The organism is Myroides odoratimimus (assembly GCF_001485415.1).
Taxonomy (GTDB): Bacteria; Bacteroidota; Bacteroidia; order Flavobacteriales; family Flavobacteriaceae; genus Flavobacterium; species Flavobacterium odoratimimum.
On record NZ_BCMQ01000001.1, the window covers coordinates 274,200 to 293,275 of the forward strand.

The 19,076-nt window shown below is 34.2% G+C and carries 21 protein-coding genes; 12 read left to right on the forward strand and 9 right to left on the reverse strand.

All coding sequences use genetic code 11. From position 1 onward, the window contains the following. Window positions 1-39 precede the first annotated feature (39 nt). Window positions 40-1,002, reverse strand: coding sequence for a hypothetical protein (locus MODO_RS01190; RefSeq protein ID WP_006257553.1), 963 nt, complete (start codon window positions 1,000-1,002; stop codon window positions 40-42). Window positions 1,003-1,185: 183 nt separating this feature from the next. Then, on the reverse strand, window positions 1,186-2,589 hold the full coding sequence (locus tag MODO_RS01195; RefSeq protein ID WP_006257554.1) for a hypothetical protein: 1,404 nt from the start codon (window positions 2,587-2,589) through the stop codon (window positions 1,186-1,188). A 448-nt stretch (window positions 2,590-3,037) separates the two neighbouring features. On the opposite strand from MODO_RS01195, the gene MODO_RS01200 reads away from it, so the two are divergent. Beyond that, on the forward strand, window positions 3,038-4,669 hold the full coding sequence (locus tag MODO_RS01200; RefSeq protein WP_006257556.1) for a reverse transcriptase domain-containing protein: 1,632 nt from the start codon (window positions 3,038-3,040) through the stop codon (window positions 4,667-4,669). Between the two features lie 31 nt (window positions 4,670-4,700). On the opposite strand, the gene MODO_RS19155 is transcribed toward MODO_RS01200, so the two are convergent. After that, window positions 4,701-4,874 (reverse strand): hypothetical protein, encoded by a 174-nt coding sequence (locus MODO_RS19155; RefSeq protein WP_006257557.1) that lies wholly within the window; start codon window positions 4,872-4,874, stop codon window positions 4,701-4,703. 846 nt (window positions 4,875-5,720) lie between these two features. Further along, window positions 5,721-6,158: an energy transducer TonB gene (locus MODO_RS01205; RefSeq protein WP_006257558.1), complete on the reverse strand. Its 438-nt coding sequence runs from the start codon at window positions 6,156-6,158 to the stop codon at window positions 5,721-5,723. Window positions 6,159-6,353: 195 nt separating this feature from the next. On the opposite strand from MODO_RS01205, the gene MODO_RS01210 reads away from it, so the two are divergent. Then, window positions 6,354-6,740, forward strand: a complete 387-nt coding sequence (locus MODO_RS01210; protein WP_006257559.1) for a hypothetical protein — start codon at window positions 6,354-6,356, stop codon at window positions 6,738-6,740. A 356-nt stretch (window positions 6,741-7,096) separates the two neighbouring features. On the opposite strand, the gene MODO_RS01215 is transcribed toward MODO_RS01210, so the two are convergent. Continuing rightward, window positions 7,097-7,303, reverse strand: coding sequence for a hypothetical protein (locus tag MODO_RS01215; protein WP_006257560.1), 207 nt, complete (start codon window positions 7,301-7,303; stop codon window positions 7,097-7,099). Window positions 7,304-8,215: 912 nt separating this feature from the next. On the opposite strand from MODO_RS01215, the gene MODO_RS01225 reads away from it, so the two are divergent. Continuing rightward, complete coding sequence (locus MODO_RS01225) at window positions 8,216-8,845, forward strand: hypothetical protein (protein WP_006257562.1); 630 nt, start codon at window positions 8,216-8,218, stop codon at window positions 8,843-8,845. Window positions 8,846-9,431: 586 nt separating this feature from the next. On the opposite strand, the gene MODO_RS01230 is transcribed toward MODO_RS01225, so the two are convergent. Continuing rightward, window positions 9,432-10,838, reverse strand: a complete 1,407-nt coding sequence (locus tag MODO_RS01230) for a glycine-rich domain-containing protein (RefSeq protein ID WP_006257563.1) — start codon at window positions 10,836-10,838, stop codon at window positions 9,432-9,434. Window positions 10,839-11,032: 194 nt separating this feature from the next. On the opposite strand from MODO_RS01230, the gene MODO_RS01235 reads away from it, so the two are divergent. Both MODO_RS01235 and MODO_RS01240 read left to right on the forward strand, forming a co-directional pair. Then, a complete protein-coding gene (locus MODO_RS01235) occupies window positions 11,033-11,905 on the forward strand; it encodes a DMT family transporter (protein ID WP_006257564.1) in 873 nt (290 codons plus the stop codon). Window positions 11,906-11,972: 67 nt separating this feature from the next. Next, window positions 11,973-12,299 (forward strand): hypothetical protein, encoded by a 327-nt coding sequence (locus tag MODO_RS01240; RefSeq protein WP_006257565.1) that lies wholly within the window; start codon window positions 11,973-11,975, stop codon window positions 12,297-12,299. Between the two features lie 160 nt (window positions 12,300-12,459). On the opposite strand, the gene MODO_RS01245 is transcribed toward MODO_RS01240, so the two are convergent. Then, window positions 12,460-12,960, reverse strand: coding sequence for a DUF456 domain-containing protein (locus tag MODO_RS01245; RefSeq protein WP_006257566.1), 501 nt, complete (start codon window positions 12,958-12,960; stop codon window positions 12,460-12,462). A 47-nt stretch (window positions 12,961-13,007) separates the two neighbouring features. On the opposite strand from MODO_RS01245, the gene MODO_RS01250 reads away from it, so the two are divergent. Further along, window positions 13,008-13,487 carry a hypothetical protein gene (locus MODO_RS01250; protein ID WP_006257567.1) on the forward strand — a complete coding sequence of 160 codons (480 nt, stop codon included), beginning with the start codon at window positions 13,008-13,010 and terminating at the stop codon, window positions 13,485-13,487. 27 nt (window positions 13,488-13,514) lie between these two features. On the opposite strand, the gene MODO_RS01255 is transcribed toward MODO_RS01250, so the two are convergent. After that, window positions 13,515-14,453 (reverse strand): lysylphosphatidylglycerol synthase domain-containing protein, encoded by a 939-nt coding sequence (locus MODO_RS01255; RefSeq protein WP_006257568.1) that lies wholly within the window; start codon window positions 14,451-14,453, stop codon window positions 13,515-13,517. A 170-nt stretch (window positions 14,454-14,623) separates the two neighbouring features. Here MODO_RS01255 and ruvC point away from each other — a divergent pair, with 170 nt between their 5' ends. From ruvC to MODO_RS01285, 6 genes are read left to right on the forward strand one after another with little or no spacing between them, the layout of a single operon-like run. Further along, complete coding sequence (gene ruvC, locus MODO_RS01260) at window positions 14,624-15,181, forward strand: crossover junction endodeoxyribonuclease RuvC (protein ID WP_006257569.1); 558 nt, start codon at window positions 14,624-14,626, stop codon at window positions 15,179-15,181. Further along, window positions 15,181-16,314 carry a radical SAM family heme chaperone HemW gene (gene hemW, locus MODO_RS01265; protein ID WP_006257570.1) on the forward strand — a complete coding sequence of 378 codons (1,134 nt, stop codon included), beginning with the start codon at window positions 15,181-15,183 and terminating at the stop codon, window positions 16,312-16,314. The genes ruvC and hemW overlap by 1 nt, the downstream gene beginning before the upstream one ends. A 4-nt stretch (window positions 16,315-16,318) precedes the next feature. Then, window positions 16,319-17,089, forward strand: a complete 771-nt coding sequence (locus MODO_RS01270; RefSeq protein ID WP_006257571.1) for a cyclase family protein — start codon at window positions 16,319-16,321, stop codon at window positions 17,087-17,089. Between the two features lie 3 nt (window positions 17,090-17,092). Continuing rightward, window positions 17,093-17,464, forward strand: coding sequence for an MmcQ/YjbR family DNA-binding protein (locus MODO_RS01275; RefSeq protein WP_006257572.1), 372 nt, complete (start codon window positions 17,093-17,095; stop codon window positions 17,462-17,464). 2 nt (window positions 17,465-17,466) lie between these two features. Continuing rightward, window positions 17,467-17,829: an MmcQ/YjbR family DNA-binding protein gene (locus MODO_RS01280; protein ID WP_006257573.1), complete on the forward strand. Its 363-nt coding sequence runs from the start codon at window positions 17,467-17,469 to the stop codon at window positions 17,827-17,829. A 36-nt stretch (window positions 17,830-17,865) separates the two neighbouring features. Beyond that, window positions 17,866-18,396, forward strand: coding sequence for a GNAT family N-acetyltransferase (locus MODO_RS01285; RefSeq protein ID WP_006257574.1), 531 nt, complete (start codon window positions 17,866-17,868; stop codon window positions 18,394-18,396). Between the two features lie 153 nt (window positions 18,397-18,549). Here MODO_RS01285 and MODO_RS01290 read toward each other — a convergent pair whose 3' ends face one another. Continuing rightward, a complete protein-coding gene (locus MODO_RS01290) occupies window positions 18,550-19,026 on the reverse strand; it encodes a hypothetical protein (RefSeq protein ID WP_006257575.1) in 477 nt (158 codons plus the stop codon). Window positions 19,027-19,076 lie beyond the last annotated feature (50 nt).

Below are 19,076 nucleotides of genomic sequence, written 5' to 3' on the forward strand. Positions count from 1 at the left end.
TAAAAAAACGAGACCAGTGGTCTCGTTTTTTGTATTACACTACTTTGCTTCATTAATTGTCTTGCGAACATCGGTATATTTAAAATAAATAAAAGAGCTCACTACATTAAATTCTAATGGTTTATCCTTAGTCGGTCCTGTTCCTAAAAAAAATACATATCCTTCATAACCTTTATCTAAGGTCTTCAATGTAAATCTTTCGTAGGTTTCATCAAACACCCTTTTATAATTATTACGAATTCTACTTATCTTTTGACTAGATAGATCTTTTTTAGACAAAACTACTTTATAATTATTCTCCTTACTTTCTCTATGAGGCAATAACTCAAATACCATTTTATCATCATCTTCAGTTAATGCCCCACTTTTAAATAACTTTAAGGGAGCATAAAAAATCTTATTATCAATAAATGGACTATGATTCAAACCATATCCGATACGTCTAAACAAATAACGATACTCACTTTTCTCTCCTAGTACCTCTATCTCAACATCTCTATTTCTTTCAAAACCAAGATAAAAATCAACGATTCTTTTTATAGAACTAACCTTACTATTTCTCTTACCGTCTTCTGGGTCAAAAGAAAGCTCATCATTATAACCTAATCTCATTTTCCCAGTAGTTGTTCCATCACTACTATTAGTAGTAATAGAATCAGCAATGATTTCAATAGGATCTTCAGCAACATCAGATAATACTAACTGTGATGGATAACCTACCACTTTTAATTCATTGACTGTTAACTTACGATCTTTAGCTTTACCTGTTAGTCCATATAGCAATGCTTCCTCACAATTGTCAACATGAGCTAACTTAGGATTAATACTAAAATACGGTATTTTTTTGTTCGTTAATTTGTAGCTATTAGCAACAACTTTTACTCTACATTTAGGGTCTGAGCATTGAAACGATAATTCCTCCTTAGTCCTTCCCTTCATTAACATAGGAAGTTCTTCTGCCCATACAATCTTCTGAGTATCTACTCGATAAGCTTTGTCCATATTACAGTTTTATACATTAATAAGACAAATAATAGACAATAGGCATACCAATTATATAAAAATCACATAATGTCATATTTACAAAGACAATAAATGTCGATATAGTTAATTTTCAAGACATTATGTCAAAAAAAATCTTATACCTAATTATAACTGACAAAGAGCTTATGTACTTATAAGGCACTACACTTCATTCTCAGGAATAACTCCATTCTCAAACAAATCAACACCATTATTAATCGCACGTATTTCTGATATTCCATCTAATCTAAAATGCCTAATTGCTCCATTTTTAAGTAAACAATTAGTCTCTAAAAGAATTACTATGTTTTTATCCTTAATAAGTTTAGATGATACTGATATACCTACTTCTCCTTTATCTTTACTAATAGTTACATTGCTATTTCCAAAAGAATTTATAAAAAATAAATTAGAACTATCTATAAATTCTTTTACTTCATTATCAGCTGCACTAATATCATCATTCAGCCACCCTAAGTTCTCAAATAAAGCTTCTTTCTTTTCATTTTCAATAACAAAAAAAATGTCCTTAATTTTAATAACTCTTTTTGTAAACCTATCCATTTTATCATTATACGAAATTTGATAATACTCATTCTCTCTAATAGGATAGCTTGTAATACCACTTAGGTAACCTTTATAAGCATAATCAGGGTAACTTGTTCCCCATAAAACACCATCCTTAATCTCCTTAATCTTTTTATTAATCAAAATAGATTCTTTACTGTTTTTTAGAAGGCTGTAAACTAAGGCTTCATAAAAATAATGTTTATACACAATACTTTCTATTTGTAATAGAGAATACTTCACTGATAATCCATCAGTCCCCTCTAAAACTAAAGGTTTTTTTAACTCAATTAAGTTAAATGAGTTACTTTCAATCTGTTCTTTATATTCACTCAACAAATCATTTGTAATTCCTTCTATTTTTAAGTCTATCAAATACAAATTTTCTATTCTAAATGATTCCTCAGAAAAAGTTTTACTCTGAGAGTTATACCACTTACATTTTAATTCAATTGCAGGTCCACCTGTATGACTACAAAATTTATCTTTCTCATCAATAAATTTACATCCAATAACAGTCATTACAGGAGGTAGGAACTCTAAATGATTTGTTTCTACCAAATCACCATTCTCTTTTGTTCTATTTATTTTATGTTTGAATAGTTCTAAGTCTACTGATTTCAATACAACCTGCTTATAAATATACTTTTCTTCAATATTTTTTCTTACTTCCTCAATAGTAGTACATTCAGAACCTAACTCTTTCAAAAAGGAGCGGCTTTCTTCTTTTCTTACATAAGAATCCCCACATTTTATCAACTCTTCTGCATTCATCCTTTTTGACACATACTTTCCATCTCTCGAATTGTAATAAATACATTCAACAAATTCTCCTGCTTTTCTACCAGTTTTAGTATTAAATTTTTCTCCTTCACCTTTCTTATTTACCACCATTATAGGAGTAGTATAATCAGCATACATTGCTATTTTAATTTCTTGATCATTTGCAGTATATGGATGTGTCTTATAAAAAACAACATCTCCTATTTTTAATGTCATATATTCTTATTTTCAGTTAGTAGTACACAAATATACTTATATTTGTACAGACTGCGAGTAAAAGTCATATTACTGTTGTGTGGATTAAAGATATCTTGTCTACTTTATAATAAAGAGATTATAGAGGTAAAGGAATCATAAATTTATTAAGATCCAAATCTTTCTTAATATTTATTTCTCGACCTCTACAGTTGTCATTAAACAACCAGGAGAGTAGAGAAGATATTATAAATGATATTGCTTCTAATAAACTATTTGTATCTAATGTAAATACAGTTGATAATATAAATTCCATAACTATTAATTTAGGGGTTAATAAACTATTAATTAATTTTGATACAAAGATAATCGTCAGTCCAATGACTCAGTTACTGGGTACTGATCCAACCTTAAGGTGTATGTAATATAAAAGACGTTATTGTTTACTCGCAGTTATTTTTTGATTAATATGGAAAAACCTATTTGGCTAAAAGAAAAAGGCTACTTACATTTATCTCCATCTTTACAAATAGGTAAAGATTACAAGCGAATTGTACAAATAATTCAAAATCCTCATTTCATTAGTACTTATGCTTTTTACCCCCTTATACATACTAATATTAGTGATAGAAAATATAAAAAAGGAAATAGTACAAAGCACACTACTGATGATAGGAGTCACACTCACTATGATATAAAGACTAAAGAACCTATACGCAATGCTAAAGTGCGCCCACTACATTATGCAAGTCACTTTGACTCATTAGTCTATAGTTATTACGCTTATCTATTGAATCAAAAATATATTGCAAAACTTGAAGAAGAACCTTTACTTAATCAAGCAATTACTGCCTATCGAAAAATATTAATTAGTAAAGAAAATTCTAGTGGCAAAAGTAATATCCACTTTGCGAAAGAGTGTTTTGACGAGATTAAGCATAGGGCGCTTGACTCAGAAGAAGTAATGGTACTAGCTTTTGACCTTAAAAGTTTCTTTTCAACACTAGATCACAAATATCTTAAAGAACGATGGGCATGGCTAATAAATGAACCAGTGCTTCCAAAAGATCATTACAATGTCTTTAAATCCTGTACTAACTTTAGTTATGTATTACTAGATAACTTACGATTAACTAAAACTAAAAAGGGAGGTAAAAAAAGAGGCTTTGATGAATCTAAGCTCTCAGACATACGCAAGAAGAAAGGTTACCGCTCTTTCTTCTATGACAATGTAGATTTTAGAAATCACATAAAAGAAGGTAAACTACCTGTCTTTAAGAATCACTTTTATCGAGAACTTAACAATGGTAAGAAGGTACAAATGGGAATACCACAAGGTCTTCCTATTAGTGCAACTCTTGCTAATCTCTACTTATATGAATTTGATTTAACAATTATAAATAATATCGTGAAACAACAAGGAGGATTCTATAGAAGGTATTCTGACGATATACTTATTATGTGCAAACCAAGTCAAGAAAAGCAGATTGAAGAATCTGTCCTTAACTTAATTAAAAGTTATCATATTCGTATTAGTGAAGAAAAGACAGAGAAATTCCTATTCAAAAAAGTAATCTTTAATAAGAATAAAGACACTCGTCTTGAATGTTTTAAAATAAAAAATATTGGTGATACGAATAAACTTGTACCTTCACATTTAACTTATTTAGGGTTCGAATTTAGAGGATATAATGTATGTATTAAATCTCCTAACTTATCTAAATATTACAGAAAAATCGTATCTACAATAAAAAGAAGAAGTAAAAGAACTTTAAGACTATTAGAAGAAAATTCAAATATTAAAACAACGTTATACCTAAATCAACTTAAAAAAGTCTACAATGTACCTATAAAACGACCTGATACTGAATTACAAGAGTTACGCACTTTAAAACGTAAACGTTATAGGCTAGTGAAACATATAGATGGATTCTTTCACTTTGAACATTTCGAAGTAAAAAATAAGAAACAGGCAAACTACTATAGCTACATTTTACGATGTAGTTCAACCTTTGGCACAAATAGCTTTAAAAGACAAGTACGCAAGAGAAAACACATAGCTTATACAGCTATAACAAAACACTTTACTTCTAATTTATAGAAATAAAGTGTTTTTACGTAAGCAACTTTAACTATTGCTCCTTTAGCTCTACTTTATACTTACCACCCATCTTTGATGATTCTCCAGTAATTATTAAAGTGTTATTTTCAAATTTATACTCTTGATAATCTGTATCAAAATCTAAATGAAAGTTATCAGGATGTATTATGTTTCCCTCTTCTAACGCAACTTTACCATACCCCATAGTATCTCTTCTAAATGTACAAGGAAGTACTTCTTGTTCTACTTTATTGTTATAATAGTAAGTTACTAATAATGCTTCGCAATAAATACTACTATTCCCTCTTTCTACTTTTTGTTTTTAAACAATTTACAAAGTCATAAAATGCAGATAAACTCATAATTAAAAATTTTAAACTTACATACAATAATAACCACTTTTTACACATAACCTTTACGGTATTCCGTAATCACCTCATTTTATTTAGGGAAGGTACATATCTGAAAGTCAAAAATGTATTAGTTACTAATATTCAACTGACTAAAAAGAAAAATCTATAAGAAATAAATCATCCATAAGCAGTGTTCACTCTACAATACGAGTGAGACCTTTCCTATCGTCAAGGTGACATATGGTATAGATAAAGAAAGGTGTCAACGCACTACAGTAGACGCAAAATATTGTGTCTCTACATACCTATAGGATGAAATAATAAATGCCATAGGCACACACTCCTAATTCTTAATTTTTAATTCCTAATTATAATATGAGACCTTTCCTATCGTCAAGATGACATACTACATGGATAAAGAAAGATGTCAACGCATTGCGGTAGACACAAAATATTGCAAGGCATATCAATGAGGAATAAACAATATCTGTCTATCACATGTAGGCATACATTATGTGACACGGATGATAATCCGTCTCTACTTTGATATACAAGACGTACATTATTCCTCATTATTCATTGTCAATTATTCATCACGTATAGTTTCAGGGTCTAACGCATGTGGCATACATTATGTGACACGGATGATGATCCGTCTCTACCTTTATATACAAGACGTACATTATTCCTCATTAAAACTAATTTCCCTTCATCACGTATAGCTTTACGGTGTATTGCATGGGTATTTTCTTACCTTTTAGAGAGGCAGGTTCCCAGGCGTTCATGGTTACTTTATCGATTAGTTGGATAAGGTGGACTTCCATCTCCTTGTCGAAGTCACTGCGCACTACCTCGATATAAGATGCAGTACCGTCAGGCTCTATCATAAAGTCAAAAATAACTGAGCGATCATAATCCACAGAATTAGTAGGAAATTTCTCCTTAAAGGCTTTGGTCAGATTGCGAGATAGCTGCTCGATACTGATGCGAGAGCGCACAGGAGTAGCCTCCTTACTATAGCTCTTGGTAGTCTGATCGCGGTTAGGAGGAGTGTTATCCTTCTTCACTTGAGCGGTGATATCAGTAGTAGTCAGTAGTGTAAGCACAGTAGATACTAGTAGTATTTTCTTTTTCATAAACAATTTGTTTCGTGCGATTTAGCGCTGTGTTTTTATTTCTTTTTAGCAATACCTAATTAACTGTGATATCCCCTATTTATTATATCGTAGTTCAACATTCTCAGTATGTACTCTTAAATTAATAAGACTAACACATATATATATTCGCGATATAGCCTATCTTTAGCTTTACATATATAATCAAACGCAACTATGAATAGATTTATCCTACTTATCGCTACACTATTCTGTACAATATCTTATGGGCAGACGGTCAGTGACACGCCTCTATCGGAGATCACGGCTACTTATCTAGAGGTAACCGTAACTGTACCTACCCTATCAAGTAAGCATTATGCCAATATAAACTACGGGCAAAAGGCAAAAAATAAGCAACTCAAAAATGATGATGGTACACCCATGATTTTTAATTCAGATATCGATATCATGAACTATCTAGATGGCAAAGGGTATGAATTGATTCACATCAACACGCTCGTTGTCGACGGAGCTAATCATCTCTACTATTTATTTAGAAAGAAGAAGTCCACTGTGTGTACATGTACCTCATCTACTCCTATGATGCCAACATTGGGATAGCCTAATCCTTCCTGATTCTCATCTCCTCTATCTCTAGGTGGAGCGATGCGCTATGCCTATAAATGAACAGATATGGAGATAATGACTCTAAAATCCCTTTTTGACTCAGTATGCCTGACTGAAACTAAAACAACACACTGATAATCAAACTACAACAAGATTTCATTTTTATCTCGTTCGGAAACTATTCGGAGAGTAGCAGTGATTACTTGGATTAGAAGGTGTTTTACCGAACTATGGTCATTCTCTATCCGAACCATCTCCTTACTTCATCAATAGTTGATCTGAACTATCTCTACCTCATCGCACAAAAAAATAGCGATATAGGCTTTCTTCTACATCGCTATAGCCGTCTCTTAGTATCTACTGATCGCCTCTAGCACCTCTTGTTCATCTAGATTTGTATACTCACAGAACTCCGTGTAGCTGACATAAGCTTCCTTAGGTTTGCGGTAGACTGTCTTGATCTTTCGCAACAGTCTTAGCGACGTAGAATAACTCTTACCCGTGATAAGCATGACATCTTTTGGGTAAATACAAAATCTCGTTGGTTTTCTTCTCATAACATTTTACTTTTTTGATGGGTTTATAATCAGGGCACAAGATAGCATAAGCGGTCAAAAAAAGCAGATGAGTCCATCTCTAGTCCAATTATTGAACCATGTAATCAAACAAGAACAATGTTTCGAATACAAATGCACTTCTCTCGCTTTTGGCAATATTTGAATAGTTACATTAATCTGGTTTAAAAACGGTATTTATCCTTTTATTTCTTCTAGTAAAACAAGCCTTATAGCTGATTAAATAAGGTATTATAACCATTTATAAACTACCTAAAACCAAAACCTCCTATAATCGAAACTTTGTTTATAAATTGTATTTTTAAATGGAATCTCTTTTTTAAATTTGATACTATTCTAAAGCTATTTATCAACTTAAAAAAGACAATATGAAAAACATCAATTACATCAAGCATCTCAACTTTTGGTTCGAATTACTAAAGGATAATCCTGCTGTAAAACCAACCCATGTTAGCTTATACATCGCCTTATTCCAGCAGTGGAACCTCAACCATTTTACAGAAACATTTATTATCAACCGTCCTGAACTAATGAGCTTGAGCAAAATAGGGAGCGAGACTACGTACAGTAAGTGCCTCCAAGAGATGGTGGACTGGGGATGGATAGTCTATACACCGTCTACGTCTAGCTATAGCAACTCTGTGATGAAGATCATCTATACTCTGGATATCATAGAGCGACACAAGAAAATAAAGAAGGCTAAGTCTGACACGTCTAGTCCAAAAAATGGTACAGTGCACCAGTCCACTACTTGTCCCGAAAGTGGGACACTAGAGGAGGTCAGCACTTGTCCCGAAAGTGGGACAAGTCGTGGACTAGTAGTGGGACACATATATAAAACTATAAACAATAAACAAAAACATATAAATATAAATAATTCAACAATTTCAAAATATGATGAAGCGCTATAAAACTAATTTAGAAGACACATACGATTTGGTTGAGAGAACGAAGCAGTATGATTTTAATACCTGCTTATCTTATATCCTCGAAAGAGGAAAAAAGTTATATGGGGAAGAGTTTATCATTAATCCGTTTCACAAAGATGCACTGTACAAAGTGCTTATCTATGCCATAGAAGATCACGCTACACTAGAGAGATTAGATTTATCGCTAGATAAAGGATTGCTCATCATGGGGGCTCCTAGTAGTGGCAAGACTGCTGTGATGCAGCTGGTCAAACCTTTTTTCTCTAGAAAGAAACAGTATGATATCAAGACGTGTCGCTCACTCGCTCATGACTTTATGCAGAGAGGATTCGAGACGACTACACGATACGAAAACATCAATGCAAAACCCTTCTGCCTAGATAACCTTGGCAAAGAACAAGTGGCAAAACACTACGGGTACGCCTGTGAGGTAGTTACGAATATCATCGAGAGTCACTATGAGCAACGCTTTGATCAGATGTACCCTCGCATACATATCACTACCTCACTCTCTCCTACTGAGATAGAGGATAGATATGGACAACACTTTCGCAAGATGCTACAACAGCTCTTCAATGTTATCGTGATAAAGTGATGGGAATTGGGGAACGGGGAACAGAGTTTGGAAAATAGGGTATTGGGAATGAGAGGGAAAACAATACATTATGTCTAAATGTTTTGATATCAGCATTCCTTATCTATGCAGGTTGCCATCATGATGATAGTACAATTCATTTGTGGAGTTAGAGAGATAGTAGGCTTAAGTCGTTCTTTGCATTCGTTAAGAAACAAAAAAGCCAAAAGGAAGTATCCTTTTGGCTTTTCAAATGTTCAAAATAATTAATCTTATCACTTACACTTACTATATGAACATTAGATAACAAACTTACGATAATCAAACGAGTCTAAACTAATAGTACCTCTATCTTTCAGACAATGAAAGATTCTTTTTCACAGCAATAATAATTTTCAAAATGCTAATATAGACATATATTCAAATATATTTTAACATTTTAAACAAAAAATAATTATTTATTTAACATTATGAAATAATTAATTCAGTATGAGGTGTTTATGTTTATAATCTGTGATACGTTGTGTGGCTATACATCATCGGCTGTATGTAATACAGCCCTACGATGGGGTTGAATAGACGTGGGATGTCGTTGAATAGATTATCTCTAATCACCTCCGCAACCTCCACAGCTACTACCACATGAGCTACCTGAGTCGCTACTATAGGTGTTATGAGAGCTACTACTAGAGCTACTAGAGTCTGTACCCCAACTATTGCTAGAATCAAATACATTATTGTGCTTACTATTCGATAATATAACTGTGGTAGTTAGAGCTGCTCCTAGAGCCGCCATACCTCCCTCTACATAAGACCACTGCCAGTTGTTCTCTTTTGCTTTCTTAGGGATAATTCTTGACTGATAATAGGCTAAAACACCTTTTTCGATTAAGCTAGATGATACTGCACTTATAGTAGCGATGGTAGTTACAACCATCACGATAGTCAATATAGAAATAAGAAACACAGGTTTATCTCTACTAATACCAATAACTATACGCATAAATGCTAAAAAAGACATACCACCTAATGTAACAAGTAGTTGAATAATCAATTGGTTAATTTTATTTGAGTTACGGATATAACTAAACAGTGCATCTATAACAATCTTGTTATTCATAAAGACGGGTTTAGTCTTCAGCATATTCACTAAATCCTCATAATCTCTTATATCTGTTTCTTCTATACCTTTTAGTACAGCAGCCTGTTCACGGTTTTTCACAATACGACTCTGTATCAATCTAATTCTACCTTTAGGTTCTAGCTTTAAATTCTTCTGTTCTATCAATTCGTGAAATGTTCCTATCACACCTTCACTAACTCCTCTATTCTTTAGATACAACACTTCATAAGGATGTAGATTAAAGATAAATGACTCGTAACTACTATCTGTAATAATCTCTTGAATCCTAGTCTTACTATGGCGAACCATAAATATATATAACCCAATAAAGATAATTATACAAAATGGTAAGAATACTTCACTACTAATCTCTCGATAAATAGCGCGCAAAGGATAAAATAAAATAATAGAGAGTGCTATAACAAGTACTAATGATGTCCCTAATAGTCCATTATCACTTAGCTTAGATTTCTTTAATCGAAGGCTGTCATACATCGTGCGATACTCCCATATCTCTTTAGGTTGTTCTCCGAATGCTTTAGTATAGAGGGTGGTGGTCTGTTCTTTTGCTTCTCTAAATTTGTCTATCTCTGTACGGTTATGTGTAGAAGGGATATGCTGTATATCCTTTCCTAACAGCTTACAGAAGCGATTATAGCTCTGTGTGAAGATAAGGTGCTGATGCCATACGATATCGACAATATCTGATGGGGAGACCATCTGATTAGAAGTGGCAGCGAGATACATAAACTTCTTGTATTCTAGTATAGCTGATTCTGTAAAATGCTTAGTCCATAAGTTCTCTTTCGCTAAGCGCAATACGAATCCATACTCATCTGTCCATTTATCTAGTTGGAACGCTTCTATCTTTGCCCAAAGTTCTTTATTCATTCTCTTCTCGAGTTTAAGTAATATAGAGTTGGGGGCTTCTATATGTGTTATCAGAACTAAATGTAAGAAGAAAAAGTTAAACCCCTTTCTCTAATCACAACAATCTAACTCATATTCTAATGACCTTTGTTAAAAAACAGAGAAACTAGCAAAAGAAAAGTGTTACTTTGCAGCTATTAAAAAAAAGACCCATTATGGCTAATAAACCACGTATAGCATTGTTTATCGGAATAATATGTATCTCTATATTCCCTGTGATTGTGAAGTTAAACTTGACTCCGAGTCTAGTATCTGCATTCTATCGTATGGCTATAGCTGCAGTATTCGTAGTGCCTTATGCTATCTTTACGAAACAGATCAAGCTATATGATGCTAAAACAATGATCTTGATCGTGCTATGTGGAATCTTCTTCGGATCTGATATCGCTGTATGGAACTATGCGATACAAGGGTCTTCTGCTACACAGGCTACATTACTGACTAACCTCGCTCCTGTATGGGTAGGTATAGGTAGTTATTTATTCTTAAGTACTAAGCCTACGTCTAACTTCTGGATAGGAACAGTATTCGCTATTCTAGGGATGGTGGTTCTTATCGGAGTAGAAGTATTCATGGATTTCTCTTTTGACCTGCCTTTTGCCTTCGGGATATTGTCAGGGATATTGTATGCATGCTATATCTTGATGAGTAAAAAGGTGCTATCTACTGTAGGAGTTATCCCATTTATGACATATAGTTTACTGGTCTCATCTGTGTTCTTAGCGATAGTGAATCTAATAGCAGGTTCGCCTTTTACGGGATGGTCTACAGAGGGATGGGTGACACTAGTGATACAAGGGATTATCTGTCAATTGTTAGCTTGGTTATTAATCAGCTACTCTACTCAGCATATGCGAGCTACTCGTGTATCGTTAAGCCTTCTTAGTCAGGCACTGCTAGCGGCTATACTAGCTTGGGTATTCTTAGACGAGCAGATCACTGTACAGATGATGATAGGAGGTGCTATTATCTTACTCGGTATCGGAATTACTTTTATAGAAAAACCGTTATTAGGAAGTAAAAAATAAAAGATAGTCTATATTTAGAACGCTTATTTTTGTATATTTCAACTAGTTAACTATTAAAAAAAATATTATGAAAGTTGATTTATACACTAAAGCTATACTTACAGTAATAGCTGCATGTCTAGTGGTGATAGTATTTAAAGATATTTCTATCATCACTCCTGCACAAGCGAATACTCCCGCTAACTTCACTCCTAGCGCTAATACAAACTATGGATTAGTACCTCTAAATGCAGATGGTAGTATGAATGTACGTGTCAATAACTTCGACGAGTACGCAAATGATGTAAATGTCCGTTTTAATGATGAGCTAAAAGTGCGTATCACTAATTCTGAAATCAAGACTCAAGTATCAAGTGCATGGAGAGAAACATTCAAAGTAAAAATAGAACAGTAGTACTAAAGTCACAGACTGTGTGGTAGGTGTAATGTGTTGCTATATACGCTTAGCGTGTCACCTTGACGATAGGAAAGATCTCATACGAGAATTCTTATAGTATGAGATGCTTCCTTCGTCAGCATGACATTGCTTTTTGGATAAATAATTGACGACTATCTTAGAACCACACTGAGGCGTTGTTCCAAATAATCTTTATCCCTAAACCTATAAAGATGATAGAGACTACTACTTTCATAAAAGTAGAAACTAAAAAACCAATCAGCGAGCCTGTAGCTGCTCTTAATGCTCTACCTTTTTCTTTGCTATTATAAATCAACTCTCCTACTAAAGCTCCGACAAATGGCCCTATAATAAACCCTAATGGAATAGGTGCAAATATCCCGACTACTAGTCCGATATTGGTTCCCCATACGCCATACTTACTCCCTCCAAATTTCTTAGTGCCTTGTGCGGGAATGATATAATCTAAAATGGAAATCGCTATCATCACCACAAAGCTAACCCATAGAATAGGATGATCCATCTCTACTCCCTTAGTCAAATATAGACATAGAATGCCTACCCAACTCAATGGTAATCCTGGTAGCGCAGGTAGCACACTTCCGATAAGTCCTCCTGCTAATAATAAGATACTGATTAATAATAGTACATATTCCATCTGTATTTTTTGTATTTTTGAGAATTAAAGATACAATAATCCAAGCTATGAAAAAATTACTCTTTTCAATTTTCTTATCGATAGTATTACTAGGTTGTCAGAATAAAGCGAATTATCAACTAGACGAAGAGGCTTTATTAAAAGAGGAATTAGAGAAGATAGACTGGAGTAAGGTAGATACTTATCCGTCTGTAGAATCATGTGATTCTCTAACAGATAACCAAGCTAAAAAGGATTGTTTCTTTTCATATGTTACCCAAAATCTACAGTTAAGATTAAATGCAGATACTATTCAAGGCAACTTCGATCAACTAGACACACTCAAAATACTGGTGACTGTACAAGCAAATTCTAAAATAGACTTTCAGCTATACGAGATTCCTGATAGCCTAAAAGGATTGACTAAAACAATAGATGATATCTTACACAAACAAAGTCAAGATTTCACTACAGTACATCCTGCTCTAAAAAGAGGTGTTCCTGTGAAGAGTCAATTCGTGGTTCCTGTTGTCTTGAGTAAGCAGTAATATGTACTGTATCTCTGCTGTTGTTATCTATTTTTTTACTTTAAATGTCAATACAAAGTAACTTCCGATACTGATCGGCAACACAATATTCAGTAACCATATCAAGGTAGCAACTAAAGCAACAACCCACTGATTAACATCTAAAGCAGTGAAGATAAACATGGCAATACTCCCTTTAACAGCAAACTCTAAAAACTGAAAGTTAGGCAATGAAGAGGCCATCAGATAAATAGCAGATACTGCACATAAGAGTTCAAAATAAGGTATATCTACACCAAATAGATAGTACAAAATCACATACTGATGGGTAAACGATGCATAGCGAAGTAGGGCTAAGAATAGATTCTTGCGGTGTTTATTCTTTGGTATCTCATTTAATAAATTGAGAATAGTCTGTATAGAATAGCCTTTTATAGCGAAGTTTCTGATAGAGAATAACAACGTAAATACAACTGCTATCACAGCGTATACAATGTACAGATACGTATTGGGGATAATCTCATGGAACTGATTCAGAATAGTCAACCCAATCAACCCAAAAACAATAGCGTAGATCACCTGCACCCCGTTACACACCATATTCAAGAATATAACACGAGGGGCATCTTTCTTCTCAAAATAAAGTGCCTTACCAGCGTACTCTCCTATTCCATTTGGGGTAAATATTCCAAGTGTCAAAGCACTCAATACTTGCTTAGCCGCTTGTCCTACTGAGACTGGTTTGATTAACGAAGATAGACTCTGCCACTTCAGAATCTCTACAAAGCGGTTAGAGAATGTCAAGAACATCAACGCAGCAATAGCAAGGTAATTCTTAGGATCACTCACTACTTCTCCTAAAATATGGAAGTCCAGTGTCTCATCATTTGACAGCTGATTATAGATGTAATAAAAAGCAGCGCTTACTACTAATATTTTAATTAGAAGTACGAGATATTGCTTAGTTTTGTCAGATAGTATCTTCATTGCTACAAAGTAAACGATATTTTTAGTGTGATAGTGTATCTAGTGCAAAAAAGTGACTACAGCTCTTATACAAAAGCTATGTTGCTAAGGTTTATAGCAAAACTGAACAGTTTTTTGGAGTAGTGTGGATTTCGTATCATCTTTGCATAGATATTAAAAACAAGAATAGATTGACAGTAGATAGAATCATATTAGGTATAGACCCTGGAACAACGATCATGGGATTCGGCGTAATCAAGGTGGTGAATAAAAAGATGGAATTCCTTCAACTGAATGAATTGCTATTAGCTAAGTATGAGGATAGATATACTCGTCTAAGATTGATATTTGATAGAACTATTGAATTAATTGAAACTTTTCACCCTGATGAGATTGCTATCGAAGCTCCGTTCTTAGGTAAGAACCCTCAATCTATGCTAAAGCTAGGACGTGCTCAAGGGGTAGCAATGGCTGCAGCACTGTCTCGCGATATCCCTGTGACAGAGTATGAACCTAAAAAAATAAAGATGGCAATCACAGGTAGTGGTAATGCAAGTAAAGAACAAGTGGCAAAGATGCTACAACAACTATTACCTGGACTAAAAGAACTACCTAATAATCTAGATAGTACGGATGGACTAGCAGCGGCTGTCTGTCACTTCTTTAACAGTGGGCGAACATTGGCTACTAAAAGTTATAGTGGCTGGGATGCATTCGTAAAACAAAACCAAGATAGAGTAAAGAAATAATGGCAGGTATCTATATACATATTCCGTTCTGTAAACAAGCGTGTCACTACTGTGACTTTCACTTCTCTACTTCATTAAAGAAGAAAGAGGAAATGCTAGCAGGTCTAAAACATGAGATGGCACTGCGCCAAACTGAACTAGATGGTGAAATCATTGAGACAATATATTTCGGTGGTGGTACGCCTAGTATTTTGGAGGTAGATGAGATTAATGACCTAATACAGACAGTCTATAATTTATTTGAGGTTAATGAGAATCCTGAAATCACATTAGAGGCGAATCCTGATGATCTAGATAAAGCGACCTTATACAAATTAGCAGCATCTAGAGTGAACCGATTAAGTATCGGTATTCAGTCTTTCTATGAAGATGATCTGAAGATGATGAATAGGGCTCATAATTCTACTGAAGCTATCGAATGTCTAGAGATAGCTACAAGTCTCTTTGACAATATCTCAATAGACCTAATATACGGTATTCCGAATATGAGCAATGAACGATGGTTATCTAATGTACAGCGTATCTTAGACCTTGGTATTCCACATATATCGTGCTATGCGCTAACTGTAGAGGAGCGTACAGCATTAAATAAGCTAATCAAAAAAGGGGTTATCCCTAGTCCTGAAGAAGAAGTGGCTCATCAACATTTTATGCTGTTAATAGAGACTCTAAAATCAAATGGGTATATCCACTATGAACTGTCTAACTTCGCTAAATCGGGTTATTATTCTAAGAATAACTCAGCGTATTGGTTAGGTAAAAAGTACTTAGGTATAGGTCCTTCAGCACATAGCTTTGATGGAGTACACAGAAGTTGGAATATAGCGAATAACAGCCTTTATATCAAAGATATTTCGGAAGATAAACTACCTAGAGAAATAGAAGAGCTCAACCTAACGGATCGATATAATGAATATATCATGACTGGACTGAGAACGATATGGGGAGTAGATCTGACTCGTGTAGAAAGAGAGTTCGGTAAGACTTATCACGATTATTTAGTCAAACTTAGCGCCTCTTTCTTAGAAGAGGAACTCATGCATAAAGAAGGTGATATCCTTACAATCACAAATAAAGGAAAATTCTTAAGTGATGGTATTGCATCTGATTTATTTTATTTAGATTTGAAATAAAACAATGAAAGCAACGATAACCTATTCAGATACAGACTATCAAATCGACTTCTCTAAGCCGATAGATATCTCTATCCCACTTATCAATACTGACGATAACCCTATCGCATGGTATCTAGATAAGCCTGAGATATCTCCTGTAGTCGTAGAAGACTGGATAGGAAAAGTAAGCGAAGGAAAGTCTTCGACTAACTTTAATAATATCGCCTTCAACCCTCATGGGCATGGGACTCATACAGAATGTCTAGGACATATCACGTATGACTTCTACAATGTCAATGAGAGCTTAAAAGAATATTTCTTCTTTGCTCAACTTGTGACTATCTCTCCAGAAGTACAACAAGATGGAGACTGTGTAATCACATTAGCACAGGTAAAAAAGGTATGGACTGCTAATCATCAAAAAGCGATTATCATACGTACTACGCCTAATGAGCTAAACAAAAAACATAGAAAATACTCTCATACTAATCCTCCTTACTTATGTGCTGAGGCTGCGACCTTCTTAAGAGAGCAAGGTATAAATCATCTACTTATAGATCTGCCAAGTGTAGACAGAGAAGAAGATGGCGGGCAACTACTCGCTCATAAGGCATTCTGGAATGTAACAGATACGCATCATCTGAACGATGATGCAAGACTAGAATCTACCATTACAGAAATGATATATGTGAATGATGAGGTAAAGGATGGGTTCTATTTTCTGAATATACAACTAGCTTCTTTTGTCAATGATGCTAGTCCTAGTAAACCTGTATTATATAAAATCATATAAACTATGGAACTAGATGAATTATACGACTATTGTTCTTCTAGACCTTACGCTACAAGTGGTTTCCCATTTGACGAAAACTTAATGACATTCCAAGTTGGCGGGAAGATATTTGCTATGATTGCCATGCACTTTTGGGAGCAAGGTAATCGTAATATTATCCTCAAATGTGAACCTCAACTTGCGACTGAATTAAGGGAAGAATATGAAGATATTACTTATGGATATACCATGAACAAGAAACACTGGAATACGGTATATCTCAGAGGTAGATTTACACCTGATCAGATCAAAGAATGGATAGACCACTCTTATGATCTAGTCTACGATACTCTATCTCGAAAAGAACTAATACAACTCGGTAAAACACCACTATAACTATGGATGTACACATACTCTATGACTACTGCCTAAATAAAAAAGGGACAGTAGAAGACTTCCCTTTTGATAAAGAAACCCTGACATTCAAGGTGGGAGGTAAAATATACTTACTCCTAAACCTAACGAAATGGGAACAAGGGAACTGCTTTATCAATCTGAAGTGTGATCCTGAACGTGCGGAAGAATTACGTGCTGATTATAGTGAAATCACACCTGGATATCACATGAGCAAAAAACACTGGAACAGTGTACACTTAGGAGGTTCTGTACAGTGGCCTCTATTAAAAGAATTAATAGATCATTCGTATGATTTAGTATTCAACAGCTTAACTAAAAAAGTACGTGAAGAGATTAACCTATAGTATTACTCTTCTACAAACAATAAAATAAATAAAACAATGAAAGTATTTATAGAAACAGAAAGACTACTGATTCGTCAATATAAAGAAAGTGATCTAGCTGACTTTATAGCAATGAATCAGAATGATCAAGTAATGGAATTCTTCTTAGACAAGAAAACAGCTGAGGAATCTACACAGGCATATAACAATATGAAGAGTAAAATAGATACTCAAGGATATGCATTCTTCGCAGTAGAAGAAAAGAGCAGTGGAAGCTTTATTGGGTTTGTCGGGTTACTAGATATTACCTTTAATGTAGACTTCGCTCCAGGAGTAGAGATAGGATGGCGTATGCTACCACAGTTCTGGGGTAAAGGATATGCTACGGAGGCTGCTAAAGCATGTCTAGTATTTGGTAAAGAAACTTTAGGATTAGATAAGATCTATTCATTCACTACGACACAGAATAAGCGTTCGTATAATGTAATGGAGAAAATAGGAATGTCTTATGTAAAGAACTTTAATCATCCTCTTGTTCCTAAAGACCATCCTCTAGTAGAGCATGTCTTATATGAGATCAACTTATAGAAATCGTAGCGAAGTAATCTTCTATTAAATAACTCTGTAGTAAGTCCATAAATTCGTATCAAATTATGAACTTACTACAGAGTTATTATTACACCAATAAAAAATCAATAGGTTTACATTCTTCAGAGATATAGCTTTATACTAACAGATCGTTTACTCTTTATTTTTTTCTAACAACTTATTTAAATCTGCAGGAGTCATAATAAAGTCACTTTGCTTAATAACGAAAGGGATTGTTACTTGAGATTTGACATGCTTTCCTTCTTTTACCTTAGGATTCCAAGTTCCTACACTCATCGCAATCGTCTTCATTCTTTCCTTGACATTGCTATTATCTACACCAAGAACGATGACTTCATTCACCTCTCCTGTATCAGTCAATAACAAACTAAGAACAAACTTAAATTCTGCTCCATTAAATACAATCTTACCACTCTCCTTAAAGAATGCCCTTAAGAAGTCTTCTTTAAAATCTCCTTGATACGTAGCTATCGTATCTTGAGGTGTTGTAACAACTTCTGTTGTGTGTTTATTCTTTGACTTTTTATTTTTTCTCTGAGCTACACTATACTGCGTACCTAATACAAACAAGGTAAAAACAAACACTAGTCTTAAGATTCTATGTATCATTCTGTTTTCTTTTTTAGCAAGTTCAAGATAAACAAAAAAAGAGACCGATA

Coding starts and splice junctions, on each gene's coding strand:
- MODO_RS01205 (WP_006257558.1), bottom strand. CDS start 6,158: ATGAAAAAGAAAATACTACTAGTATCTACTGTGCTTACACTACTGACT.
- MODO_RS01210 (WP_006257559.1), top strand. CDS start 6,354: ATGAATAGATTTATCCTACTTATCGCTACACTATTCTGTACAATATCT.
- MODO_RS01285 (WP_006257574.1), top strand. CDS start 17,866: ATGAAAGTATTTATAGAAACAGAAAGACTACTGATTCGTCAATATAAA.
- MODO_RS01255 (WP_006257568.1), bottom strand. CDS start 14,453: ATGAAGATACTATCTGACAAAACTAAGCAATATCTCGTACTTCTAATT.
- MODO_RS19155 (WP_006257557.1), bottom strand. CDS start 4,874: ATGGGGTATGGTAAAGTTGCGTTAGAAGAGGGAAACATAATACATCCT.
- MODO_RS01250 (WP_006257567.1), top strand. CDS start 13,008: ATGAAAAAATTACTCTTTTCAATTTTCTTATCGATAGTATTACTAGGT.
- MODO_RS01275 (WP_006257572.1), top strand. CDS start 17,093: ATGGAACTAGATGAATTATACGACTATTGTTCTTCTAGACCTTACGCT.
- MODO_RS01230 (WP_006257563.1), bottom strand. CDS start 10,838: ATGAATAAAGAACTTTGGGCAAAGATAGAAGCGTTCCAACTAGATAAA.
- MODO_RS01190 (WP_006257553.1), bottom strand. CDS start 1,002: ATGGACAAAGCTTATCGAGTAGATACTCAGAAGATTGTATGGGCAGAA.
- MODO_RS01290 (WP_006257575.1), bottom strand. CDS start 19,026: ATGATACATAGAATCTTAAGACTAGTGTTTGTTTTTACCTTGTTTGTA.
- MODO_RS01245 (WP_006257566.1), bottom strand. CDS start 12,960: ATGGAATATGTACTATTATTAATCAGTATCTTATTATTAGCAGGAGGA.
- MODO_RS01200 (WP_006257556.1), top strand. CDS start 3,038: ATGGAAAAACCTATTTGGCTAAAAGAAAAAGGCTACTTACATTTATCT.
- MODO_RS01270 (WP_006257571.1), top strand. CDS start 16,319: ATGAAAGCAACGATAACCTATTCAGATACAGACTATCAAATCGACTTC.
- MODO_RS01215 (WP_006257560.1), bottom strand. CDS start 7,303: ATGAGAAGAAAACCAACGAGATTTTGTATTTACCCAAAAGATGTCATG.
- MODO_RS01225 (WP_006257562.1), top strand. CDS start 8,216: ATGATGAAGCGCTATAAAACTAATTTAGAAGACACATACGATTTGGTT.
- hemW (WP_006257570.1), top strand. CDS start 15,181: ATGGCAGGTATCTATATACATATTCCGTTCTGTAAACAAGCGTGTCAC.
- MODO_RS01280 (WP_006257573.1), top strand. CDS start 17,467: ATGGATGTACACATACTCTATGACTACTGCCTAAATAAAAAAGGGACA.
- MODO_RS01195 (WP_006257554.1), bottom strand. CDS start 2,589: ATGACATTAAAAATAGGAGATGTTGTTTTTTATAAGACACATCCATAT.
- MODO_RS01240 (WP_006257565.1), top strand. CDS start 11,973: ATGAAAGTTGATTTATACACTAAAGCTATACTTACAGTAATAGCTGCA.
- MODO_RS01235 (WP_006257564.1), top strand. CDS start 11,033: ATGGCTAATAAACCACGTATAGCATTGTTTATCGGAATAATATGTATC.